Genomic DNA, 24,583 nt, shown 5'->3' on the forward strand with positions numbered 1-24,583 from the left:
TATTCAGTGAACCGATATGACGTTGGAAATGAAAAAATGTTACGCGTTGAATAAAATAAGATTTTTTACCGCAAAGTGCGCAAAGATTTTTATCTCACTATGTATAGAAAACACAAAGTTCGCAAAGCTAGGTGTTGATCCAGCTTTGCGAACTTTGTGTTTTGTAGAGTCATCTATATAAAAACCTTGTGTGCTTTGCGGTTAATTTTCACGCAAATTCAGTAACTCATGATATTTATCTGCGATAATTTTCATGTTGATATTGTAATTGGCATTTTCTTCTACAAACTTCCTATTTTGCATAGTCGCTTTATTTCTTGAATCAGGATTTTTAAATGACCAAATAAGTTCTTCGGCTAGCTTGGTGTAATCATCAATCGGGATTAATTGTCCGTTGTCACGATGGTTTATCCAACTTTGATTTCCGGGAATATCAGATACAACGGGATAGCAGTTGCAAGCCATGGCTTCGAATAAGGAAGCCGAAACACCTTCGGTACTTGGCATACTAATATAATAATTAGCGTCTTGTAATAGTTTAGGAAGTGCTGTATTTGGGATTCTTCCTGTAAAAATTACTTTGTCTTGAATGCTTAATTCTATAGCTAGACTTTTGAGGTATTCTAATCTCGTTCCGTCACCAACAATTGTTAGGTTGAAATCAATGTTTTGTTTGTCTAAAATAGCAAAAGCTTTCAAGATGCAATCATGTCTGTATTCGGGTTGTAGGGATCGGGTAACGATAGCATCAATTCTATTCGATTTGTTTTCGGAAGCTTCAAAAAGGGATAAATCGATTCCTTTTGGCATGACCAAAACCTTATTCATATCAACCCCAATGGCTTTCATCGAAATTGTCATTACAGGACCCCAAGCATGTATTAAATGTGCTTTTTTGAATGCGTGTTTCTGAATGATTTTTTTTAGGGGTAATAATATAGAGCCTTCAGGCCATAAATCGGTTCGGCCCTGTTGTGCAATTGCAATTGTATTTGCACCCGATATTGCAGCAAGAAAACCATAGCTAGTAGTTCTTTCGGCAATAACCATATCGGGTTTTTCTAATCGAATGATTTTTTTTATCGAGAATGGGGAAAATAGATATTCGGCTATTCTTTTAAAACGATTGAATTTAGTATTGTTTGGAGTTTTTAGTTCCCAAGTGCAAATTTCAAAATCACCAAACTCTTTTAAACCTTTCGTCCATGTAATTGCATCGGCTCGGTAGGATTCGCCAAGAAAAAGTATTTTTCTTTTTTTCATTCGTAAGTTTATGCGCTTTTGCGTAAATGTTTTTTTTACCACAAATTTCACAAATTCACACAAATTTAATTAGTGAAAATTAGTGAAATTCGAGGCGAAAACTTTTTAAATTGTTTTAAAACTCATCAGTCGTTAAAGCGCGATTGATGAATTCGTTTAAAGGTTTTAGTGCAATAAGTTTTTGACTCATTTTGGCAACGAAATCTTTCTGTGTTACTTCTTTGATGTCGTATTTTTGCGTAGCAGTAAAGCTTTTTAATTTTAAAAACTCAATGGCAGGATGATCTTTCTCATATCCGCGTGGTGGGTTTTTAAGCGAATTTGTTTCGGTTACATCTAAGCTTTCGAATTCTTTCTTGAAATTTTTATCGGCAATGATGGCTTCTAAATCATCATGGAAGAATGCGATTTCTTTACGTACTTTTTTTAAATCGTCTGCTTCTGGCGAATAAAAACCACCAGCTATAAAACTTGCGCCTTTTTCGATGTGTACATAATATCCAGCACGGTTTTGTCCTTTTACACCAGTAGAAAGCCAAACACCAAGATGTGCTTTATAAGGAGATTTATCTTTAGAGAAGCGGATGTCACGATTAATTCGGAAAGTACAATTTTTTACTTCTAGTAATTCCAGTGAAGGATCCATAGGTTTCATGGCGTCCAGAAAATCGGCAACTAGTTGATGGTAATCTTTCTTGAAGATTTCATAACGTTTTTTGTTTTCCAAAAACCAATCTCTGTTGTTATTGACTTTTAAATCATCTAAAAATTGTAAACTTTCTTTGGTAAGCATATTTTTAGTTTTATAGTTGTTTTTTTAAATCGGCCTCACTAATAAATCCTGTGTTTTTCCATTTTACTTCCTTGTTCTCATATAATAATAGCGTAGGAAGTTGGTCAATTTTCATATCTTTTACCAAGGTTTTATTCTGGTCAACGTCTATGCGAATAATAACTACTTTGTCGGCTAGCTCTTTTTGCATCTTCGTAAGGTAAGGAGTCATTTGTTTGCAAGGACCACACCATTCAGCATAAAAATCAATCAAGACTTTTTTATCAGTATTTAATAAAGCTGCATATTCCTCGCTTGTCATTCCTGTCGCTTTGGTACTAGGTTTAGAGAATCCCTCGGCGTTCCATTTCATTATTCCGCCATCAAGTTCGTATATAGTTGTAAAGCCTAATTCTTGTAATTTTTGAGTTGCTTTTTTACTTCTTCCACCACTTAAACAATAAACAAAAACAGGTTTAGATTTATCGTAAGTTGCCGCTTTTGTTGCGAAATCTTCGGCATTCCAGTTCACATTTACAGCATTGTCAATATGTTCAGATGCAAATTCGTCTGGAGTTCTTACGTCTAAAATCTGAGGGTTTTCAGTAGTTTTTATTTTTTCCGCGAAAGCGGCTGGTTCAATAACCGCGACATTTTTGCTTGATTGTCCGTTGCAAGATGCAAGTACGAATGCGATTACAATAAGGAATGTTTGTGGGAATTTCATAATCTTGAATTTAAATGTGTAGGCTAATTTAAGCGTTTTTTTAATTTTGAAAGCTGCACAAAATCATAAATTAAATATTTTATAAGTCTGATGTGTCGATTTTACAATGGTTTCAGTTCGCTCAGGATGTGTATCAGAAATAAAAAGTTGTCCGAAAGTATCTTTGTTTACCATCTCGATAATTTTGGCAACGCGACTTTCGTCTAATTTATCAAAGATGTCATCAAAAAGCAGCAGCGGTTTTACGCCGCTTTGTTTTTTTAAGAATTCAAATTGAGCCAATTTTAATGCAATCAGGAAAGATTTTTGTTGTCCTTGAGAGCCGAATTTTTTAATGGGATGATGGTCAATTTCAAATGATAAATCATCCTTATGTATTCCGACACTTGTATAATGCAAGGCTCGGTCCTTATTAATGTTTTCTCTCAAAAGAGTTAATAGGTCTTTTTCGAACAAATGACTTTCGTAAACTAACTGAACTGTTTCTTCGGAGCCAGTTATCGCTTGATGATGTGTATTGAAAATCGGAATAAAAGCTTCGATAAACTGTTTTCTTTTATCGAAAATAGTTTTTCCGTAACTATCCAATTGCTCATTATATATAGATAAGGTGTCGTTATCAAAAACATGATTCAATGCAAAATATTTAAGTAGCGCGTTACGCTGGCTAATTACTTTTTGGTATTGAATAAGTTGTTGAAGATAATGAGAGTCTAGTTGCGAAATAACGGTATCCATAAATTTACGACGGGTTTCGCTTCCTTCAACAATTAAATCCCTGTCGGCAGGGGAAATTATTACTAAAGGAATAAAACCAATATGGTCTGAGAATTTATCGTAGGCTTTACCGTTTCTTTTTAGGATTTTTTTCTGTCCTTTTTTTAAACTGCAAACTATTTGTTCGTTTCGTTCATTTTTTTCTATCTCGGCATCTATTACGAAAAACTCTTCTCCATGCTTGATGTTTTGTACTGCCAAGGGATTGAAATAGCTTTTTCCGTAAGCTAAATGATAGATAGCATCGAGTACATTGGTTTTTCCAATACCGTTTTTTCCAACAAAACAATTTATTTTTTTGTCAAATTCGAAATTGGCTTCGGAAAAATTTTTATAGTTGAATAAAGAAATCTTTTTTAGATACATCTGTAAATTGCTGAAATAAAGCTTTTTATTGTTTTTAGGTGACAATTTTTAAGCGTGTGCAAATTATTGAAAAATATCGATAAAAACCGTTTTTTGGGACATTGAGTGTGATTTTTTTTGATTTTACGGTGTGTAAAAGTCCGTTTTTGAAGGATTTTTTTTAAAAATAAATATAAAATTGATTTTTTTCATGTAAGTTTCAATAAAAATTTTATTTTTGCCGTTCACTAAATTAATTTTAAATGGCTACTTACAATAAAAGAGGATATAAAGCACCAAAAGAAAAGGAAGTTAAAGATGAGGTTGTTAATGAAGAACAACAAGTAATTCTTGATGGAAAAAACAGTAAGACTGCTGAAGTTTTTTCTAAATTAGATGAAACTGCTTCTAAGACAGAGGATTGGGTTGCTAGAAACCAGAAAATTATTATTGGATTAGTTGCTGCAATTGCTGTAGGAACTGTAGGTTATTTAGCTTACCAAAAATTTATTGCTGCTCCTAAACAAGATGAAGCTGCTAATGAAATGTTTGTTGCTCAACAAAACTTTGAAAAAGCAACTAATGGTGTAGCTAGTGATTCTTTATATAAATTATCATTAAATGGTTCTGAAGGTAAATTTGGATTTTTAAAAATCGCAGAAGAGTATTCAGGAACTGATGCTGGAAATTTAGCAAACTATTATGCTGGTGTTGCATACTTAAACACTGGTAAATATGATGAGGCAATTACTTACTTAGGTAAATTTAGCTCTAAAGATTTAATTTTAGGAGCTTTGGCTAAAGGAGCAATTGGTGATGCTTATTCTCAAAAAAATCAACAAAAAGAGGCTTTAGACTATTACGTAAAAGCTGCTGAATTAAATAAAAATGATTTTACTACGCCACGTTTCTTACTAAAAGCTGGAAAAACTGCTTTGGCTTTAGGTCAAAAATCAGATGCTCTTAAGTATTTTACAGACGTAAAAGAGAACTACGAGGCAACTCCAGAAGCAGCTTCTGTTGATGTTTTGATTGGTTTGGCACAATAAAAATATTAGATTGTAGATTTAAGATTGTAGATTTGTATTTAAGAATCTGAAATCTTAAGTCTAATATCTAAAATCTAAAATATACAGATGGCTACCGAAAATAAAAATTTATCCGATTACGATAAAAACACAGTCCCAAATGCGAAAGATTTTCGATTTGGGATTGTTGTTTCTGAATGGAATGACAGTATAACAGAAGGGCTTTATAATGGCGCTTTTGAAACACTTATTGAAAATCAAGTTCCTGCACAACACATTATCCGATGGAATGTTCCTGGGAGTTTTGAGTTGATATATGGAGCAAAAAAAATGTTACAAACTCAAAACGTTGATGCTGTAATTGTAATTGGATGTGTAATCCAGGGACAAACTAAGCATTTTGATTTTGTATGCGAAGGCGTAACTCAAGGAATTAAAGATTTGAATGTTCAAACTGATATTCCAGTTATTTTCTGTGTGTTAACAGATAATAATATACAACAATCTATTGATAGAAGTGGTGGTGTTCATGGTAACAAAGGTACCGAGGCTGCTATTGCAGCAATAAAAATGGCATACATCCGCCAACAAGCTTCTTTAAATCAGTTTCAAAACCAACAGTTGTTATCAGCTGGTGCGCTTCAAATAGAAGACAAACCATTGGAACTAGAAAAATAAAAACACATTTGTAAGAATACTTAAACCTATACTGTGTAAAAATAGTATAGGTTTTTTGTTTTTTTTATGAGTCCCTAAGCCAAAAAAACCAGCTAAAATTCATTAAATTTGTGCTTCTTGGTTTTGAAACTTTAAACCTTAACCTTTAATCTATTTTTTCTTAATGTCGAGTATTATACAATTACTTCCTGATCACGTTGCCAATCAAATTGCTGCTGGAGAAGTCGTTCAAAGACCTGCTTCGGTGGTGAAAGAGCTTTTAGAAAACGCAGTTGATGCTAAAGCAACGGATATTAAATTAATCATCAAAGATGCAGGAAAGTCATTGGTACAAGTAATCGATAATGGTTCAGGGATGAGTGTTACCGATTCGCGTTTGTGTTTTGAGCGTCATGCGACTTCAAAAATTCGCCAGGCCGAAGATTTATTTTCATTACATACAAAAGGATTTCGTGGTGAAGCGCTTGCTTCTATAGCTGCGATTGCTCACATGGAAATGAAAACCAAACAGGAACAGGAAGAATTAGGAACTCATATTATTATTGAAGGAAGTAAATTTGTTTCGCAAGAAGTAGCCGTTTTACCAAAAGGGACTTCATTTGCGGTTAAAAACCTATTTTTTAATATTCCGGCTCGTAGAAACTTTTTAAAGTCGGATATAGTTGAATTTCGTCATGTTATGGATGAGTTTCAGCGTGTAGCCTTGGCGCATGCTAATATTCATTTTACTTTTTATCATAACGGAAGTGAAATGTATAATTTACCCGCTTCTAGTTTTAGACAACGTATTGTTGGAATCTTTGCTGGTAAAACCAATGAAAAGTTGGTTCCTGTAAATGAAGAGACCGAAATCGTTGCTATAAAAGGATTTGTTAGTAAACCAGAGTTTGCTAAAAAGAGTAGAGGAGAACAGTTTTTCTTTGTTAATGACCGTTTTATTAAAAGTAGTTATTTGCATCATGCTGTTATGGCTGCTTATGAGGGAATTTTAAAAGATGGTGCGCAACCAAGTTATTTCTTGTATTTATCTGTGCCGCCTAATACAATCGATATCAATATTCATCCGACAAAAACTGAAATTAAGTTTGATGATGAACAAGCTTTATATGCAATTTTAAGAGCGTCTATAAAACATAGTTTAGGGCAATTTAATGTAGCGCCAGTTTTAGATTTTGATCGTGATGCTAATCTGGATACACCTTACCATTATAAAGATTTAGAAGGAGAAACTCCTACGATTCAGGTTAATAGTAACTTTAATCCGTTTGCAGATGATACTCCAAATAAACATTATGCAAATACAAATTCTGGGTCTGGTTATAGTTCAGGATCGAGTTATAGTTCGGGAGGTAGTTCCTCGGGATCTGGTTCATATTCTAGTTACAAGAAACCTGAACCAACAGCTAGTTGGGAAAGTTTATATGTAGGTTTAAAGCAAGATACGGAAGAAGTAGGGATGATGTCTTTTGAGAATGAAGAAGTAACTTCGTCTTTATTTAATGATGATGAGATTGAACAAACGGTTCATAAAACCTATCAAATACATAAAAAATACATTGTTTCGCCTATAAAATCAGGAATGGTGATTGTGGATCAGCAACGTGCACATCAGCGTATTTTATACGAGCAATTTTTGCATAATATGACGGTTAATCAGGCTTCAAGTCAGCAATTGTTATTTCCTTTAAATTTGTTTTATTCGTCTACGGATATGGAAATTATAAGAGAATTACAATTATCGCTAGTAAATACTGGTTTTGTTTTTGAGTCTACAACCGAAGAACATATTGTTATTTCGGGAATACCTATAAACAGCACCGAAAGTGAAGTTTCGCTGGTTATAGAACAATTGTTAAGTGATTTGCAAGACGGAATTCCGGAAAGTAGCTTTTCACAAAATGACACTATTGCCAAATCTATGGCAAAAAGTATGGCTGTGAAAACAGGAACATACTTAACAGAAAAAGAACAAGATAATTTGGTAAATGGACTCTTTGCTTGTAAGGATCCAAATATTTCGCCATTTCAAAAACCTACTTTCATTACCATGCGTGTGGAAGATATAGATAAAAAATTTGCATTATGATGAACATGACTCCTGTTGTAAAACAATTATTGATAATTAATATTATCTTTTTCCTTGGCTCGCAATTAGTGCCGGTTTCGGAACAATATTTTGCATTATATTTCCCAGAGAATTATCATTTTAAACTTTGGCAGCTTATTACACATATGTTTATGCATGGAGGATTTATGCATATTGCATTTAATATGTTTGCATTGGTTTCTTTTGGTTCAGCATTAGAACATTTTTGGGGAGGTAAAAAGTTTATATTCTTTTATATTTCATGCGGATTAGGTGCGGCTTTACTTCAATTAGGTTTTAATTATTATGAAATTCAAAGTGCTTTAGAAGGAGCTTCTAGCTTAGGTTTGTCGGATAATTCATTGCACCATATAATGAATGTTAATTTCTCTGATGGTATGAGTTATCGTGGAGATTTGTTTATGGATGGAATTAAACCAATTTTAGAGGAAGCAGGAAAAATTAATTTATTAAATGAGGTTAATTTTAAAAGTTTATTCGATGCATCTATAATTAATCAGACTCCTATGGTTGGAGCGTCTGGTGCTATTTATGGACTTTTGGTAGCTTTTGCTTTCATGTTTCCTAATGCTGAGTTGGCACTTATGTTTATTCCGGTGCCTATAAAAGCGAAGTATTTTGTACCAGGAATTATTGCTGTCGATTTATTTTTAGGTTTCCAAGGAAATTCATTATTTGGTAGTGGAGGTACAGGAATTGCTCATTTTGCTCACGTTGGTGGTGCACTTGTAGGATATTTAATGATGTGGTATTGGAAAAAGACTCAGTTTAATAATAATCGTTGGAATTAATTTTTTAGCTTTATTATCTAAATTTTAAACAAAAAAAACACGTATGAATATATTAGACGATTTAAAGTTGCAATATAAGATGGGCGGTATTGCTCAGCGAGTAATTTATTGGAATATTGCTTGTTTTTTAATTTCATTGGTGTTTTTTTATCAGTTTTCAACTGGACAATTTGTTTTACCAAGTTGGTTAGCATTATCGTCTAATCCATCGGATTTTTTGTTCAAGCCATGGACATTTTTAACCTATGCTTTCTTTCATGATGGATTTCTGCATTTGTTGTTTAATATGTTGGTTTTAAATTTTGCAAGTTCTTTGTTCTTGACTTTTTTTACCGAAAAGCAGTATTTAGGATTATATGTATTAAGTGCAATTTTTGCTGGTGTAGCATTTGCTCTTAGTTTTTATTTTTTAAATCTTAGTGCTTCTGTGGTTGGAGCTTCGGCTGCAATTATGGCAATTTTGGTTGCGACAACTACATATCAGCCATTAATGAATATTCGTTTGCTACTTATTGGTAATGTTAAGTTATGGCATATTACTCTTGTTATTTTAGTTTTAGATCTTATGCAGTTTAGATCTGTTAATATGGGAGGACATATCTCTCATCTTGCTGGAGCTGTTTTCGGATTTTTATTTATAAAGCTATTGCAAAGTGGAGTAGATTTGAGTAAGATCGTAACTCGTGTTTTAGATTTCTTTGCTAATTTATTTAGAAAATCACCATCAACTCCTTTTAAGAAAGTTCATAAAAATTATAATAATAAACCAACGCAAAGAACTACGGTTTCTAAAATCGTTACCAAAGACAAAACGCAACAACAAATTGATGAAATCCTAGATAAGATTAGTCAGTCGGGTTACGATTGTTTGACAAAAGAAGAAAAAGAATTTTTGTTTAAAGCGGGAAAGTAAAATCATTAATTAATACAAAATGAAAAACCTTTCATGGTTTAATAAAATAATGTTCTTTCTGAATATAGTGCTTACTGTATTGACATTTAGCGCTTATGTTTTGCCTTTTTTAGCACCCAAAATTTTTCCACTTTTATCGGTGTTTACTTTGTTTATGCCATTGTTTTTTGTGTTTAATGGATTGTTCTTTTTCTATTGGGCAATTCAGTTTAAAAAACGAATGATCTTGTCAGGATTGGTTCTCTTAATGGGAATTACTTTTATAAATAAATTCTATAAATTTTCGACTAAAGAATATGTTGAGAGTAATAAGGATTTTACTGTAATGAGTTATAATGTACGCTTGTTTAATGTCTTTAAGTGGATAGATAGGGAAGATGTACCACTCGATATAGAAACGTTTATAAACGAGAAAAACCCTGATATTTTATGTATTCAGGAGTTTTCAAATTCTGCTAATATCGATTTAAAGGTTTATCCGCACCGTTATATATTCATGGAGGGAAACAAGATAAAGACTGGTCAGGCAATTTTCTCTAAGTTTCCTATATTATACCAAGGTAATATTGTTTTTCCGAATTCTAATAATAATGTAATCTATGCCGATATTAAGCGTGGTAAAGACATTATTAGGGTTTATAATATGCATTTGCAGTCCATCAAGATTTCGCCCGATGTAAATGAGATTTCTGATAATATTGATGTAATGAATCAGGAAAAATCACAACTTATTCTTTCTAGAATTAGTAAAGCATTTAAGCAGCAGCAAGAACAAGCTGAGATATTTAGAGAGAATAAAAAAGAATGTACGTATCCGCTAATTATTTGTGGAGATATGAATAATAGTCCTTTTTCATACGTTTACCGTAATATAAAAGGAAAACTAAAAGATAGTTTTGAAGAAGCTGGAGTAGGATTTGGGGCTACTTATAAGTTCCGTTATTATCCTGCAAGAATCGATTATATTTTTGCTGATAGCAAGATGAAAGTAAAGAAATTTGAAAGCTTTTCAGATTTCGAAAATTCGGATCATTTCCCTGTTTTGGCAACTCTTTCTATGGAATAGTAAGTGAATTATATAATCACTTTTTGATTTCTTAAATAGTCCATAGCAAATTTTCCTTCATTAAAAAGTAAATCCAATACACTTAGGTTATTTATAAAGCCATGTTTGTCATCAAAAACCTGTGTGTAGTTTTCGAATGTGTTATTGTCCTTTTTTCCGTTTGCTAAGACTCTAAAATCCGAAATGCTAGCGTCAACCTCATGAAAGTATTCTGAGGTCTTAGCGTATTCTAATTTCATTCGTAGGCATTTTGAAACTATATCTAAAGCTTCAAAATTTAAGTCCATCAGGAATTGATGTTTCTTTTCGAAGAATGGGCGTATATCATCTTCAAAAAACTCAAAAAAAGGAGAGCTTCTATAAGCTGCCTCTAGTGATTTAAAATGCTGTTTTTGCCAATCGAATTCATTTTCTACCTGAATTTCTTTCGTTTTCTGGTGTGCGTTTTTAGAATGCTTAACAGGAATGTTTAGTAATTGTATTCCGTTAGGGCTATAAATATACGTACGGTTTCTGTTAGTTTGTTTCTGGAAATTATCTTCTACTTCAAAAGTAATATTTTCAGATTGAGCCATTACAGCACAATGACTAATTGAAGGAAAGTAGGTTGGGAGTAATAATGAATTCATGTGATTTTTTGTTTGATTGGTTAATCGCTTAATTATTAAAAATAGGAATAAACGATTAACCAGTTAAACGAATAAACGTGTTATGCTTTTTTCTCTTTTCGTTTTCTCCAAAAATATTCGCCAATAAAGTAGGCTGCCAAGAGAAATAAGAAATGTTTGAAGTATGATTGTGGTTGCCCTTCACCGTCTACGGTAGTGAAAACTCTATCCCAACGAACTTTATTTAGTCCTTTGCCGTGAGTATCCCAGCTCATCCATATAAATACAGGTTTCCCTATTACGTGGTCAAAAGGTACAAATCCCCAATATCTGGCATCGATAGAGTTGTCTCTATTGTCACCCATCATCCAATAATAATCTTGTTTAAATGTGTAAGTAGTAGCAAGTTTACCATTAATGAAAATCTGATTTCCTTTTACTTCTAAATCATTACGTTCGTATTCTGATATTAGACGTTTGTAAATAGGAAGTACTTTTAGGTTAATAGCAATTGTTTTTCCTTTTTGAGGAATATAAATTGGGCCGAAGAAATCATTATTCCAGTTGTAATCTTTGTTATGAGGGAATATTTTAGGATCTCTATCTCCTTTGTTTGCTTTTCTTAGCTCAAGACTTTCTACATAAGGATTGTTCTTGGCTTTGCTAACTGCTTCTGGGGTGGCTTGTACGTAATAAGTATCTGTTTTAGGATCGTAACCTAAATCATCGGTAATATCATATTGTCTTAAAAGGTTTGAAATTTCTTCGTAAGAGGAGAATTTAACCTTAAATTTAATATTGTAAGAGAACTGTAGCCTAACTCTTTCGGTTTGCTTCATTTCTTTTCCATTAATAAAAACGAGTCCGTTTCTTATCTCTAGAGAATCTCCAGGAACTCCAACACATCTTTTTACTAAGTTGGTTTTTTTGTCAATTGGTTTGTAATAATTTCTATCTGGCGAAAAATTATTCATGTCCAAAAGAGTATCTGCAGGTTGATTAAAAACAACAATGTCATTGCGTTTTATTTCTTCGAAACCAGGAAGTCTTAAATAAGGTAATTGAAACTTGTTTAAAAGAGAGGTGTTTTTTTGTGTTACATCATCATTAAATAAGTATGATTTCTTTTTTAGTCCTGGAATAGTGTCATGTACCATAGGCAAAGCTACTGTGGTCATAGGTATTCTTGCACCATAATTAACCTTGCTTACAAACAGAAAATCACCTACAAGTAATGATTTTTCTAATGATGAACTTGGTATTGTAAAGGGTTGGATAAAATAGGTATGAACTAAGGTTGCAACAATTATTGCAAAAAGAAGCGAACTAAGTGTGTCTGCGGTTTTGTTTTCGGGTCTTAAACTTCTGTTTGCATTGTAATCTAATTTTTGAGTATAGTTTACATAATAGATGTAGAATCCGAAGGTAACAAGACCGAGAATAGTATCTAATGTAGATTTCTTTCCAAAAGTACGTAGGGTTTCAATCCAAACAATTGGAAACATAATTAGGTTAATAATTGGGATAAAAAGTAATATTGTCCACCAAGTTGGTCGACTGATAATTTTCATTAATACAATGGCATTGTAAACAGGGATTGCAGCTTCCCATTTTTTTCTTCCTGCTGCTTCATATAGTTTCCATGTTCCTATAAAATGAACTATTTGAATAATTAAGAAGAATACAAACCATGAATAAAATGTCATATCAATTTTTTTTAAGTCAGATTATTGAACTAAGTATCAGTGATTAGATATTCTTTTTCTCTTTTCTTTTTTTCCAGAAATACTCACCGATAAAAAATGCTGCAAGAGCAAACAAGAAATATTTAAAGTACGATTGTGGCTGACCTTCACCATTTACTGTAGTGAAAACTCTATCCCAACGCACTTTGCTCATTCCTTTACCGTTAGTATCCCAGCTCATCCAGATGAAAACTGGTTTTCCTACAATATGGTTTTCTGGAACGTAACCCCAGTAACGGCTATCTTCAGAGTTATGACGGTTATCTCCCATCATCCAATAATAATCTTGTTTAAATGTATATGTTGTCGCAACTTTACCATTAATACGAATTTCTGAACCATTTACTTGTAAATCATTCCCTTCGTATTCTTTTATAATCGCTTTGTAAAACGGTAAAGATTCAGTTGTTAATGCAACTGTTTTTCCTTTTTGAGGAATATAAATAGGGCCGAAATTATCGGCATTCCATTTGTTTAACTGAGGGAAAATACCAGGATCAACTCCTTTTGCAATTTCTCTTCTTACATCAGTTATTCCTGGAACATTTCTTAATCTTGCCGCACTAGCTTCTGTTAAAGCTCTAAAATATAAGGTATCTTTTTTTACATCATCTTTAAAACCTGCACCATCAGTAATATCTAATTCTCTTAATAATGATTCAAAATCAATAGGTGTTTTTCCGTCTAAAGCTACTGCGTAAGAATATTGAGGTTTAGCTCTTTCTGGTAAAACTAAAACTTTGTTATTAATGTAAACGATTCCGTCTTTTATAGCCAAGCTATCGCCAGGAACACCAACACATCTTTTTACATAATTTGATTTTTTGTCAATTGGTTTGTCGGCTCTTCTTTTAGAAGTGTCAAAAAACTTATAAACGGTATCCATTGGCCAGTTAAAAACGACAATATCTGTTCGTTTTATTTGTTCATAAGCAGGAAGTCTAAAATAAGGTAATTGAGGCCATTTTAGATATGATTTTTGTTTAGTCATCGGGATAGAGTCATGTACCATTGGCAAGGCAATAGTTGTCATAGGAACTCTTGGTCCGTAGTTAACTTTACTTACAAATAAAAAGTCACCTATAAGTAATGATTTTTCTAATGATGAAGTAGGAATTGTATATGGTTGTACGATATAAGTATGAACTAAAGTAGCTACAATTATAGCAAAAAGAAGTGAACTAACTGTATCGGCAGTTTTGCTTTCTGGAGTTAGGCTTCTGTTAGCATTGTAATCTAATTTTTGAGTGTAATTAACGTAATAGATGTAAAAACCCAAAGTTACAAGACCTAGAACAGTGTCTAATGTAGATTTTTTTCCGAAAGTTCTTAAAGTTTCAATCCAGATTACCGGAAACATAATCAAGTTAATGATTGGGATAAAAAGCAATATTGTCCACCAAGTTGGTCGACCAATAATTTTCATTAGTACAATAGCATTATATACAGGAATTGCTGCTTCCCAACTTTTTCTTCCAGCAGCTTCATATAATTTCCAAGTTCCTATAAAGTGAATAACTTGCACTGCTAAAAAGAATACAAACCATAAATATAGTGTCATACTAATTTGTTTTAAAGTTTAAAATATAATTTTCGTTAAACGAATTTTATATTTCTAAATTGTTTTTTATTTAAAATTCAAGAACATCTTTCATTGTAAAGATACCTTGCTTTCCTGCTAGCCATTCCGCAGCAATTACTGCTCCAAGGGCAAAGCCTTCGCGATTGTGTGCTGTATGCTTAATTTCGATACTGTCAATTCCTGAATTGTATGTTACGGTATGTGTACCAGGAACAGCACCAATTCTTTTTGCTTCAATATGAATTTCTGTTGGCTGAGCTTCATCAAGAGTCCAATTTGTGTAAGCGCTATTTTCGATTACGCCTTTGGCTAATGAAATAGCTGTTCCGCTTGGAGCATCTAGTTTTTGAGTATGGTGAATCTCTTCCATATCAACTTTGTAACTATCAAATTTAGCCATCATTTTGGCTAAGTGCTCATTAAGTTCAAAGAAGATATTTACACCTAAACTAAAATTTGAGCTAGAGATAAAACCTCCCTTTTTTTCATTGCAAAGAGCAACCATTTCATCATAATGTTCTAGCCAGCCTGTTGTTCCCGAAACTACAGGAACATTAGCATTAAAAGCATTAGAAATGTTTGCAACTGCAGCAGATGGAACGCTAAAATCGATGGCAACATTAGCAGTCTCAAGTCCTTCGTAGGTATTGAATTCATCTTTCTTTAAGACAATTTCATGACCTCTTTCTAAAGCAATTCTTTCGATTACTTGCCCCATTTTTCCGTATCCTAAAAGCGCAATTTTCATTTGTATGTTTATTTTAAATTCAAAAATTGCAGTTTATCACTGCAATTTAAAAGTGGTAATTAAATGTTAGTCCAACGTTTGGTCGCAATGTTACATCGTCGGGATATATTTCTGGGCGTAATGATAATCTTTCATTTACGTTAAACTGAATTAATGCAGCATCAACATTTGCATCTATTATATTTAAAACATAAAAGCCCAAGGTTACTAGGGCAGATAAATCTCGATTACGTTGATAAAATTTTTGACCTGCAATAAGTCTGCTATCGTCCAGATATTTATAGTCATCATCGTTGTAGCCTTCAAGCCTTCGCTTGTAGGCATCTCTATATTGATGGTATTTTTTATTGTTATCAATGTAGAAATACAAACTTGTACCTATTGCTCCATAAACAAGAGGAATTTTCCAATATTTTTTATTGTATGCTTGTCCTAAACCTGGTAAAATAGCAGAGTAAAAAGCGGCTTTTGCAGGAGTAAGTGGGTCTATCTCAATCGATTTTAGGGTGTCTTTTGCTACCAAGGCAGCTTCTTCTTTTTTTGACTGAGCAAAAAGAGTAGTGCTTCCTAATAGAAAAAAGAATAGACCTATGGGAACTATTTTATTCACTACCCGTTTATTAATTTGATAATTCTGGCAAAGTCTTCTTCTGAGTGGAACGGAATTGTAATTTTTCCTTTTCCGTTTCCAGCAACTTTTATGTCGACTTTTGCACCAAAATAATTTGTAAATGTGCTTTTTTGATCCTCTTCGATATCAAATGAAGAAGCTTTTGGTTTTCCAGCAGGCTTAGGTTTTAAACTTTCGTGGTAGTTTTTTACCAAAGCTTCTGTTTCACGTACTGATAAGTTGCGGCTAACAATTTTTTGGTAAATATCAGTCTGAACATCTAAATCGTCAACGTTTATAATTGCACGACCATGTCCCATACTAATAAAGCCGTCACGAATACCAGTTTGGATAATCGGATCTAGTTTTAAAAGACGTAAGTAGTTTGCAATTGTAGAACGTTTTTTACCAACACGGTCACTCATTTGTTCTTGAGTTAACTGGATTTCATCAATCAAACGTTGGTAAGAAAGTGCAATCTCTATCGGATCTAAGTCATGACGTTGAATATTTTCAACCAATGCCATAACCAATGATTCGTTATCATTTGCAATTCGGATGTATGCAGGAACATGCGTTAAGCCAATTAATGTTGAAGCACGTAAACGACGTTCTCCAGAAATTAATTGGTATTTATTAAAGTCTAATTTTCGAACAGTTATAGGTTGAATCACACCAAGTTCCTTGATAGAAGTGGCTAGTTCACGTAATGAATCTTCATTAAAATTGCTTCGGGGTTGAAACGGATTTATTTCGATAGCACTAATTTCAAGCTCTATAATACTTCCTACAACCTTATCAGCATTTTTATCATCAACGGATTTTATATCATTTTCCGGATCTTTTAATAATGCAGATAGTCCTCTTCCTAAGGCTTGTTTTTTAATCGCTTTTGTCATAAAAACTATTTACTGTTTTTCTTTATAATTTCTTGAGCCAAGTTTATGTAATTAACAGCTCCTTTACTTGTAGCGTCATAGTTTATAATGCTTTCACCAAAACTAGGAGCTTCACTTAATTTTACATTTCGTTGGATAACGGTATCAAAAACCATATCGTTAAAGTGTTTTTGAACCTCTTCAACAACTTGATTAGATAAACGTAATCTCGAATCGTACATGGTTAGTAACAATCCTTCAATATCTAAGTCTGGGTTATGAATTTTTTGGATGCTTTTAATCGTGTTTAGTAATTTTCCTAAACCTTCAAGTGCAAAATATTCGCATTGAATAGGGATAACTACAGAGTCAGCCGCTGTTAAAGCATTTAAAGTTAAAAGTCCTAATGAAGGAGCACAATCGATAATAATATAATCGTACTCATCTTTAACACTTTCTAATGCTTTTTTTAGCATGTATTCTCTGTTTTCTTTATCGACCAATTCGATTTCGATAGCAACAAGGTCAATGTGAGCCGGAATCACATCTACGTTTGGAGCTGTACATTGAATAATAGCTTCTTTTGGCGTATGACTGTGTTCCAGTATTTGATAGGTTCCAATCTCAACAACTTCTACATCAATACCAAGTCCTGATGTAGCATTTGCTTGAGGGTCAGCATCTATTAGTAATACTTTTTTTTCTAAAACACCTAATGAGGCCGCAAGATTTACAGATGTTGTAGTCTTTCCAACGCCTCCTTTTTGATTAGCAATCGCAATGATTTTGCCCATTTATTTTCTGAATTTTGAACCGTAAAAATACGATTATTTATGGTTTTTGAAAATCTATTTTGTTAACATTTGTTAAAGCCTGATTAATCGTCGTTTGGCAGCGTACTGTTTTTTAAATAGGTATAATTCCTAATGACGGTTTTAATTTATTTGTTTCAGGTTTAGTTTTTTCTATTTGAACGTTATTTAAAATAATAAATTTTTAGAGACTATTGAATATCAATTGATTGTTGATTAATAGCCTGAGAATTAGTATTTCTGATTCAAATGAGATAATGTTATTCAGATAAAGATTCAAGGTTGTTTAATTATTCTTTTTTCATGTCTTTTACTAAACTTGCAGTAAAATATAAAATTGCAATTCCGCCAATTATAATGCATATCCACATAAACCATGATTGTTGCCAGAAAGATTTATTTTGAATTGTGGTATCTGCAGAAGCAATTTGTTTTATTTCGGATATTGAAGCTTCGGGTAAATTAGCCGAAATACTATTCTTGAAATTGGAAAGGTCATATTGAGGTTCGTTCAAATTATTGTTTCCTGTTTTTATAGTATAGTTTTCATTCGCATTTAAACTAGTAACTATAGAAACGGGTATTTGATAGAATTTTATTTCGCCAACACCCAATGGTGGATTATCCTGATTGTCGATAGAGATGTAGATTTCTTTCTCGAATATTTGCGGAACATTGAATGTGTTTTTTGTGTCCGAATTTAATTCGAAATAGGTAATGTTTTCTTCGTACGTTTCTGTTTTACGTTTTACTTTTCGAGTTGCATTTTTATAAATAGTAACATCTCGTTTGTAAAATTCTGGTTTCGAAATATCAAATGTAATTTGATCTATTATCTGTGGCGCATCAAAAACAATGTGGATTTTTGTTTTCTTTTCTGCTGTAAGCTGAGTTAGCGAGCTACTCTTAGGGATTATTTCCTGTAGCGAATTGTTTTTTACTTGTTGGGTATAATTTCCTGCCTTTAGTATATTTATCGGTAATGTTTTTTTGTCATCAAAATCGATTTTTAAAAATTGATATGACGAAAGAGGAAATGATATAGTCTTGATAACATTTGTTTTATCATCGCTATTAAGGTCAGATAGGTTTTGTGCATTAGATAAGCCAAACCATTCTTTTTGGTCGTTACTCCCCGAAAGACTGTATGTTTTTACCACATCGGAATTGGCAATAAAAAGCGAAATCTGATTAATACTTTTTGTTGATGGATTGGCAATAATAACAGACGAGCTCTTATTAGGAATAACGGTTTTAGATACAATACTATATTCTTCGAAAGAATTAGAAAATGTTTCTTTTTCATTTCTCGCAACGAAATAAGGAACTTCAATTCCTTTTGAATCAAATATTCTAAAATCACTTAAATCTTCTTTGGATGCTGAACGAATTGCTGGCGGCAAAACGATTTTGTTTAATCCAGTTGATGTTACTGCTTTTATTTTTGCAGTAGTATTATATTGTGCAAACGAAAAGTTTACTAAGAACAATAGAAATAAAAATTTATTCGGCTTCATCAGTTTCATTGGGTTTGTTTTCATCTATAACGAGTACTTTAATTTTTTGATAAACAAATGAGATTATCAAAATCAAGATACCTAATAATATAAACGAGATGATTTTTCCTGTTTCGGAAATGTTGCTAATATCGTATAAAAATAATTTTACGATTGTTAATCCTAATAATGCCAAAGCAATAATTCGGATTGTTTTTGTTTGCTTTTTTATTCCTATGATAAGGAAAACAAAGGCTAGAACTCCCCAAAGAATTGGAAAGCCAGTTTTGATTATTTTAATTCTAGCCAAACTAATAGCGTCTTCAGTAAGAGTTTCTTTTATGTATACTAAATCCGTTTTATAGGTTGCGTATAGATTACTTGCCTGAATTTGTTCAGTTGTTATTGGAGAATTCATAAATATTAATCCATGGAGCATTAATTCTGTACTGGCTATATAAATAAGGATAAATGCTGCTGCCCAGATATAGATTTTGTTGCTTAATATAGAGAAGATTGCTTTGGTAGCATTTATCTGGTATAATAGATAACCAAAATATATAACTATTAGCAAAGAAATATAATGTAAGTAAAATGCATACGGCGTTCCTGTTCCTGAACTTATAATTTCTTCATGTTCTCCAAAGGCAAAATGTGAGAACCAAAAGGCAAACAAAACAATATTGATTAGTGCAATTAAGGTTATGCCTTGATAACCAGAATTTGTTTTTTTTCGGGCTAAATAACTAGCGACTATTGCAAAGAATAATAAATGATATACTACTGTAAATGCTGCAGCGGTATATGAGTTTTCAAAATAATAATTAGATTGATAAATTACTTCAAGCAGTCCAACAAAATAGCCGATTACAAGACCTAGTCCAAAAGTGAATTTCCCATATTTTTCTGGATTAAAACTAAAACCAAGTAATTCAGTGTTTTTGGTTTCGGGTTTTAATAGATAAGTAACGGTAAACAAAGAGGCTATTGCAACTAATCCGGTAATAAATATTGGATTAATGATTATGTTTAAAACGGCTATGTTTTCGTAGAACTTAGCCCAATCTAGCGCCAAACTTATAACCATTAAGCCATGAACAATTACAGATCCAAATCGATAACTGGCAATTTTTGATTTTTGCGAAAGCCATAATAGTAAAACCGCTTCGGCTGCCCAGAATAAAGTTATGTAGTTTCCTTTAAACTGTATTGGGATTGCTAGTGTTACAAAGGTTAATGTTAAACCAATAAGTAAATAAACGGCCTTTTTGTCAAGTCCGAATTTTTTATACAAAAGCCAGGCATAAACTAAATTAAGTAATGCTATTATGGTTGTAAATAAACCTCTTAATTCAGGATGGAAATTTGTTAAAATTGTCATACCAGCTGCGTAAAACAAGAATGTATTACTGGCTAAAATGGTTAATTGTGAAGTCGATAATTCTCCTTTTGTTCTTATATTATTAATGATATTCATTAAAATAAAAATAAAATAGAAGGCAAATCCAAATAATAGTGCTCCTAGATAATGAGGTTTTTCGCTAGTCAAATCATTAGCCAGCCAGCCACCATATAATATGATTGTGAATACATAGGCAAGAATATTTACCAGATTCCACTTTTTATGATAAGCCAAAGCTAAAATTCCAATATTCAGAATGATGATATAAGTAAATAATACAACATAATTCCCTTCCCCAGTACTTACCATAAAAGGAACGGCAAATCCACCTATTAAAGAGAGTACAGCAAGTTCAATCCTATTGTAAGATAAGGATATAAGTGCGCTAAAAGCGGTAATTACGACCATTATGCCAAAAGCTACACTCTGACTAAATAGGTGATAACTATGAAAAGCGATTCCAATCGTAAAATAGAATATTGCAATTGCGCCCGCTACAATAACGGAGCTAAAGGCTGCGTAGTTTTTACGCAATTTATGGGCAACTCCCATTACCAATGCGCCAGCTAAAATACCAATTCCTACTCGAGCAGGTTCGTTTATCCAATCTTTATCGATAGCATATTTTACAAAATAGCTAATTCCTAAAACAAGAATCAGAATTCCTATTTTGTTAATTAAGTTTTCACCAATGAATTTTTCTAAATCAGGATTTTGTTCTTTAAATTTTTCCCAGAATGATTTCTCTGGCGGAAGGGGAACATAAGGTTTAGGCGCTTCTTTAGGTTCTGCTGGTTTTGGTGTATTTTCGGTATTGTACGAAAGAGCAATTTTTTCTAGTTCCTTTTCAGGGATTTTTTCCTCGGTGATTTCTTCTTTAACAGTCTCAAGAGTAATTGGTTTTATTTCTTCAGGAGTTATAGTTGGTTCTTCTTTCTTTGCAATAGGAATTGGAGCAACAGAAATACTTTCAATTGGTTTCTCTGTAGTTTTTTGTTGGTCTAATTTTTTATTAAGAGATGAAATGTCATTCTCAATTTGGTCAAATCGCTTATTAAGGGTATTGAGTATATAGACCAAAAAAACAAATATTAGTAAAAATAGAAATGTCTCCATAAACAAATAAAATAAAATATTGCAAGCGGTAAATATAATAACATTTTGATAGTGTTAAAGTGTTTTGGTAGTTTTTATCTGTATAAAGTATTTGGTGATTTGGGTAAAAAATATAGAATAATCTTAAAATAAATGTGCTTTAGGACTTTAGAGTGTTAAGATGTTCTTGATTCTTTTTTGAATAGAGTACTTTTTTTCAATATTTGTACATTTGATTTAATTGTAAAATAAAACCTACTTTATGATAATAATCAGCTTTATCGCAATATTGTTTTTTTAAATTCGAGGATTAATTTAATGCAACAGTTTAATAAAAATAGAATTTAAAATTTAGTAAAGACTACTTTATTAATAAGGGGAGAAACATTAAGGAATTAGCAACTATTTCACCTTGAGTTCTACATTGACTTTTGCAAAACTAAATCAATACTCAAATGAAAAAAGTTGTCTTAATTATGGCGGGACTTGCTTTTGTAGCCTGCAAGAAAGAATCGAACGAACATGATTTCTCAAAAGCTCCAGTAGTCGAAAAATCAGAATTATTAACCAAAGCATCTAATTTTTTCAAATCTGTTTCAACAGTAACTGGAGAAGATATACCGCAAGAGAAAATAGATCTTGGTAAGAAGTTGTTCTATGATAAAGCATTGTCTAAAAATGGAACTATCAGTTGTAATTCCTGCCATAACCTTGCTACTTTTGGTGTAGATAATAAGTCGTTTTCTGAGGGTGATACTAAGGAACTTGGTGGACGTAATTCTCCTACGGTTATTTATTCGTCACTTCATTCTATGCAGTTTTGGGATGGTCGAGCCAAAGATGTAGAGGAACAAGCTAAAGGTCCTTTGCTAAATCCTGTTGAACACGGAATTCCAAATGCGGAATTTTTAGAGAAGAAATTAAGAGGGATTCCTGAATATCAGCTACTTTTTAAAAAAGTGTTCCCTAAAGATAAAGAGCCTATTACCTTTGACAATCTTGCTAATGCAATAGGAGCTTTTGAACGTAAATTGATTCCTAAAAGTAAATTTGATGATTACCTAGATGGAAATGAATCAGCGCTAAACGATCAGGAGAAAAAAGGGTTAAATTCTTTTATAGACAATGGTTGTATTACCTGCCATGCTGGTGTGGCACTTGGAGGGCAGATGTTCCAGAAATTTGGGGTTTATGGAGATTACGCTAAAATGACTGGTAGTAAAAAAATGGATAAAGGTCTTTTTGATTTAACTAAAAAAGAAGGAGATCAGTTCCTGTTTAAGGTTCCGAGTTTGAGAAATGTCGAAAAAACGGCTCCTTATTTTCATGATGGTTCAGTTGCTTCGCTTAAAGATGCTGTAAAGATGATGGGGAAATTACAATTAAATAAAGATATTTCGGATAAAGATGCCGATGATATGGTAGCTTTCTTGAAAACCCTGACAGCAGATGTTGATGCGAAGTACAAGGAATAAGAAATTGATTTTTTAAAATAAAGAAAAGGCTCTTCAGTAAATTTTGAAGAGTCTTTTTTTTGTTTATTTAGACTGGTTGCTTTATTTGTACGAGTTTTAAATCTATTTATTTAAGTTTTAAAACATAGCTAATTGCATCTGTAATTATGGAAATATTATTTATTAGTAGTAATTTGGTAAAAAAAAAACATACTCAACTAGATGTTTGAGTCGAAGTAATATTTAAAATTGACATGTTAAAAAATTTAGCTCGATTAGGACATCCTGTTTTTCTTATTTCATTGATTATTCTTATTCTTAACGATTGGGTATTTAAGAATGTTTTTCATAATTATGTTACAGGAAAATTATCCGACTTTGCGGGTTTGTTTGTCTTTCCTTTTTTCTGGAGTGTGCTTTTTTTTAAAAGAGCGAAAGAGATTCATTTAGGAACTATTTTGTTTTTTATCTTTTGGAAAAGTCCTTTTTCAGAAGTTTTTGTAAACTTATTTGGATTGTATAGAATTGTTGATTTCTCGGACAACATGGCTCTTTTAAGTGTTTTTGTTTCATATCAATTGCTAAAAAAAGAGAGTGTTTCTTTAAAATTACGGCCTATTACATTACAATTGATTTTTCTTCTTTCTTGTTTTTCTTTTATTGCAACTACACAACGACCTAGCTATGAGGAATACAGTATTGAGAATGAATTTTTGAATTTGTATTTAAAGAATGAAACTGATAAGAAATTAGTGATTTTGATTGATTTTAAATATTCTAAAAATGAAGAGGAGATTTATAAGAAGCGGCAAATAGCACTAGCAATAGATGATTTTAAGAAAATCTGGGCAGGGAATTTGAGAGATGGAAAAGCATTTGTTTTCACATCTTCAGATTCTATATGGTTAGCAAAGGGTATAAGTGAAAATTGGGCATTTCGTGAAAAGACCAGTAATATAGATCCATTGGTTTTAGATGTTAAAGCTACGCAGTCCATTAAATTACCATTGTATTATAAAGACAGTTTGATAGGATTTCCAGAAAGTTTTAAAATTTCTGTTCTAGATAGTAATTGGAAAACTATAAAGATTTATACCAAGAAAATATTTTTTGATAAAATAAATATAGACCAAGATCGAAAAATTAACGAATTTTCAAGACCAGAGAGTTTAAGCTTAACTTTTGGAGAAAAAAAAGAACCACTGATTGTTTCTAATTGTTATGGAAAATGGGAGTCGAATAAGAGAGGGGATTTAAATAAAATCGAAATCAACTCTCGTTATTGTGTAAATGATACAAATGGGGATGTTTATGAATGTAGATATATTAATGATTCTATTTTGGTATATACTCCAAATAAGATATATATAGGTGTTATTAAAAAGGTGACTACTAATGAACTTGTGATTTGCTGGGATGGAAAAACAATTTTAACATACAAAAAATCTTCAAAGCTTCCGATTCTGGGCTAACAGTTAATTGTATTTTTAAGCCAAATCATTTTACTAAGTAATGATTGATTCGAAAGAGGCTTTTTGAAGTAATACTAGTTAGAGATTGAATAAATGAAAAGACTTTTGTGAATAGCGGAAATGAGCTTCTGGTTTCTTAATTTCAGTCAGGAAGCTATAGCCGTTCTCTGATTTTATTGTAAAGATTAACCGCAAAGTACACAAAGAAAAAAAA

At 32.3% G+C, this 24,583-nt stretch carries 21 protein-coding genes; 8 read left to right on the plus strand and 13 right to left on the minus strand.

Annotation, left to right across the window (positions count from 1 at the left end):
* Positions 1-201 precede the first annotated feature (201 nt).
* The 4 genes from IW20_RS22255 to recF all read right to left on the minus strand — a co-directional run bounded on the left by IW20_RS22255 (position 202) and on the right by recF (position 3,905).
* Positions 202-1,263, minus strand: coding sequence for a glycosyltransferase (locus tag IW20_RS22255; protein WP_035627781.1), 1,062 nt, complete (start codon positions 1,261-1,263; stop codon positions 202-204).
* 115 nt (positions 1,264-1,378) lie between these two features.
* Complete coding sequence (locus IW20_RS22260; protein WP_035627782.1) at positions 1,379-2,056, minus strand: DUF2461 domain-containing protein; 678 nt, start codon at positions 2,054-2,056, stop codon at positions 1,379-1,381.
* A gap of 10 nt (positions 2,057-2,066) precedes the next feature.
* On the minus strand, positions 2,067-2,762 hold the full coding sequence (locus tag IW20_RS22265) for a thioredoxin domain-containing protein (RefSeq protein WP_035627784.1): 696 nt from the start codon (positions 2,760-2,762) through the stop codon (positions 2,067-2,069).
* A 63-nt stretch (positions 2,763-2,825) separates the two neighbouring features.
* Positions 2,826-3,905: a DNA replication/repair protein RecF gene (recF, locus tag IW20_RS22270; RefSeq protein ID WP_035627786.1), complete on the minus strand. Its 1,080-nt coding sequence runs from the start codon at positions 3,903-3,905 to the stop codon at positions 2,826-2,828.
* A gap of 242 nt (positions 3,906-4,147) precedes the next feature.
* Here recF and IW20_RS22275 point away from each other — a divergent pair, with 242 nt between their 5' ends.
* The 6 genes from IW20_RS22275 (at position 4,148) to IW20_RS22300 (ending at position 10,467) form a co-directional block, all read left to right on the plus strand.
* Entirely contained in the window at positions 4,148-4,933 is a 786-nt protein-coding gene (locus IW20_RS22275; protein ID WP_035627789.1) for a tetratricopeptide repeat protein, read from the plus strand.
* Positions 4,934-5,020: 87 nt separating this feature from the next.
* Positions 5,021-5,590: a 6,7-dimethyl-8-ribityllumazine synthase gene (ribH, locus tag IW20_RS22280; protein WP_035627792.1), complete on the plus strand. Its 570-nt coding sequence runs from the start codon at positions 5,021-5,023 to the stop codon at positions 5,588-5,590.
* A gap of 163 nt (positions 5,591-5,753) precedes the next feature.
* Positions 5,754-7,676, plus strand: coding sequence for a DNA mismatch repair endonuclease MutL (mutL, locus tag IW20_RS22285; RefSeq protein ID WP_035627796.1), 1,923 nt, complete (start codon positions 5,754-5,756; stop codon positions 7,674-7,676).
* A complete protein-coding gene (locus IW20_RS22290) occupies positions 7,673-8,488 on the plus strand; it encodes a rhomboid family intramembrane serine protease (RefSeq protein WP_081912545.1) in 816 nt (271 codons plus the stop codon). The genes mutL and IW20_RS22290 overlap by 4 nt, the downstream gene beginning before the upstream one ends.
* A gap of 43 nt (positions 8,489-8,531) precedes the next feature.
* Positions 8,532-9,401, plus strand: coding sequence for a rhomboid family protein (locus IW20_RS22295; RefSeq protein WP_035627798.1), 870 nt, complete (start codon positions 8,532-8,534; stop codon positions 9,399-9,401).
* Positions 9,402-9,420: 19 nt separating this feature from the next.
* Entirely contained in the window at positions 9,421-10,467 is a 1,047-nt protein-coding gene (locus tag IW20_RS22300; protein ID WP_035627801.1) for an endonuclease/exonuclease/phosphatase family protein, read from the plus strand.
* 8 nt (positions 10,468-10,475) lie between these two features.
* On the opposite strand, the gene IW20_RS22305 is transcribed toward IW20_RS22300, so the two are convergent.
* From IW20_RS22305 to IW20_RS22345, 9 genes are all read right to left on the minus strand, one after another.
* Positions 10,476-11,096, minus strand: coding sequence for a WbqC family protein (locus IW20_RS22305; protein WP_035627802.1), 621 nt, complete (start codon positions 11,094-11,096; stop codon positions 10,476-10,478).
* An 80-nt stretch (positions 11,097-11,176) separates the two neighbouring features.
* Positions 11,177-12,781: a signal peptidase I gene (lepB, locus tag IW20_RS22310; RefSeq protein WP_035627805.1), complete on the minus strand. Its 1,605-nt coding sequence runs from the start codon at positions 12,779-12,781 to the stop codon at positions 11,177-11,179.
* 43 nt (positions 12,782-12,824) lie between these two features.
* On the minus strand, positions 12,825-14,381 hold the full coding sequence (lepB, locus tag IW20_RS22315; RefSeq protein ID WP_035627807.1) for a signal peptidase I: 1,557 nt from the start codon (positions 14,379-14,381) through the stop codon (positions 12,825-12,827).
* 70 nt (positions 14,382-14,451) lie between these two features.
* Complete coding sequence (gene dapB, locus IW20_RS22320) at positions 14,452-15,150, minus strand: 4-hydroxy-tetrahydrodipicolinate reductase (RefSeq protein ID WP_035627809.1); 699 nt, start codon at positions 15,148-15,150, stop codon at positions 14,452-14,454.
* Between the two features lie 46 nt (positions 15,151-15,196).
* Positions 15,197-15,760 (minus strand): DUF5683 domain-containing protein, encoded by a 564-nt coding sequence (locus tag IW20_RS22325; protein ID WP_035627812.1) that lies wholly within the window; start codon positions 15,758-15,760, stop codon positions 15,197-15,199.
* The gene (locus IW20_RS22330; protein WP_035627815.1) at positions 15,760-16,659 is read right to left on the minus strand and encodes a ParB/RepB/Spo0J family partition protein; all 900 of its coding nucleotides are present in this window, start codon (positions 16,657-16,659) and stop codon (positions 15,760-15,762) included. The genes IW20_RS22325 and IW20_RS22330 overlap by 1 nt, the downstream gene beginning before the upstream one ends.
* A gap of 5 nt (positions 16,660-16,664) precedes the next feature.
* Positions 16,665-17,432 (minus strand): ParA family protein, encoded by a 768-nt coding sequence (locus IW20_RS22335; protein ID WP_035627818.1) that lies wholly within the window; start codon positions 17,430-17,432, stop codon positions 16,665-16,667.
* A 308-nt stretch (positions 17,433-17,740) separates the two neighbouring features.
* Entirely contained in the window at positions 17,741-18,991 is a 1,251-nt protein-coding gene (locus IW20_RS22340; RefSeq protein WP_051886115.1) for a DUF3999 family protein, read from the minus strand.
* A complete protein-coding gene (locus IW20_RS22345; RefSeq protein ID WP_316930756.1) occupies positions 18,954-21,428 on the minus strand; it encodes a DUF2339 domain-containing protein in 2,475 nt (824 codons plus the stop codon). The genes IW20_RS22340 and IW20_RS22345 overlap by 38 nt, the downstream gene beginning before the upstream one ends.
* A gap of 470 nt (positions 21,429-21,898) precedes the next feature.
* Here IW20_RS22345 and IW20_RS22350 point away from each other — a divergent pair, with 470 nt between their 5' ends.
* Both IW20_RS22350 and IW20_RS25635 read left to right on the plus strand, forming a co-directional pair.
* Complete coding sequence (locus IW20_RS22350; RefSeq protein WP_035627823.1) at positions 21,899-22,918, plus strand: cytochrome-c peroxidase; 1,020 nt, start codon at positions 21,899-21,901, stop codon at positions 22,916-22,918.
* 233 nt (positions 22,919-23,151) lie between these two features.
* A complete protein-coding gene (locus tag IW20_RS25635) occupies positions 23,152-24,369 on the plus strand; it encodes a hypothetical protein (RefSeq protein ID WP_051886117.1) in 1,218 nt (405 codons plus the stop codon).
* Positions 24,370-24,583 lie beyond the last annotated feature (214 nt).

It is taken from the genome of Flavobacterium hydatis (genome assembly GCF_000737695.1).
Taxonomy (GTDB): Bacteria; Bacteroidota; Bacteroidia; order Flavobacteriales; family Flavobacteriaceae; genus Flavobacterium; species Flavobacterium hydatis.

Bases quoted from the DNA above. Each gene is read 5' to 3' on its own strand.
- IW20_RS22255 (WP_035627781.1), bottom strand. From the start codon at position 1,263: ATGAAAAAAAGAAAAATACTTTTTCTTGGCGAATCCTACCGAGCCGAT.
- IW20_RS22260 (WP_035627782.1), bottom strand. From the start codon at position 2,056: ATGCTTACCAAAGAAAGTTTACAATTTTTAGATGATTTAAAAGTCAAT.
- IW20_RS22265 (WP_035627784.1), bottom strand. From the start codon at position 2,762: ATGAAATTCCCACAAACATTCCTTATTGTAATCGCATTCGTACTTGCA.
- recF (WP_035627786.1), bottom strand. From the start codon at position 3,905: ATGTATCTAAAAAAGATTTCTTTATTCAACTATAAAAATTTTTCCGAA.
- IW20_RS22275 (WP_035627789.1), top strand. From the start codon at position 4,148: ATGGCTACTTACAATAAAAGAGGATATAAAGCACCAAAAGAAAAGGAA.
- ribH (WP_035627792.1), top strand. From the start codon at position 5,021: ATGGCTACCGAAAATAAAAATTTATCCGATTACGATAAAAACACAGTC.
- mutL (WP_035627796.1), top strand. From the start codon at position 5,754: ATGTCGAGTATTATACAATTACTTCCTGATCACGTTGCCAATCAAATT.
- IW20_RS22290 (WP_081912545.1), top strand. From the start codon at position 7,673: ATGATGAACATGACTCCTGTTGTAAAACAATTATTGATAATTAATATT.
- IW20_RS22295 (WP_035627798.1), top strand. From the start codon at position 8,532: ATGAATATATTAGACGATTTAAAGTTGCAATATAAGATGGGCGGTATT.
- IW20_RS22300 (WP_035627801.1), top strand. From the start codon at position 9,421: ATGAAAAACCTTTCATGGTTTAATAAAATAATGTTCTTTCTGAATATA.
- IW20_RS22305 (WP_035627802.1), bottom strand. From the start codon at position 11,096: ATGAATTCATTATTACTCCCAACCTACTTTCCTTCAATTAGTCATTGT.
- lepB (WP_035627805.1), bottom strand. From the start codon at position 12,781: ATGACATTTTATTCATGGTTTGTATTCTTCTTAATTATTCAAATAGTT.
- lepB (WP_035627807.1), bottom strand. From the start codon at position 14,381: ATGACACTATATTTATGGTTTGTATTCTTTTTAGCAGTGCAAGTTATT.
- dapB (WP_035627809.1), bottom strand. From the start codon at position 15,150: ATGAAAATTGCGCTTTTAGGATACGGAAAAATGGGGCAAGTAATCGAA.
- IW20_RS22330 (WP_035627815.1), bottom strand. From the start codon at position 16,659: ATGACAAAAGCGATTAAAAAACAAGCCTTAGGAAGAGGACTATCTGCA.
- IW20_RS22335 (WP_035627818.1), bottom strand. From the start codon at position 17,432: ATGGGCAAAATCATTGCGATTGCTAATCAAAAAGGAGGCGTTGGAAAG.
- IW20_RS22340 (WP_051886115.1), bottom strand. From the start codon at position 18,991: ATGAAAACAAACCCAATGAAACTGATGAAGCCGAATAAATTTTTATTT.
- IW20_RS22350 (WP_035627823.1), top strand. From the start codon at position 21,899: ATGAAAAAAGTTGTCTTAATTATGGCGGGACTTGCTTTTGTAGCCTGC.
- IW20_RS25635 (WP_051886117.1), top strand. From the start codon at position 23,152: ATGTTAAAAAATTTAGCTCGATTAGGACATCCTGTTTTTCTTATTTCA.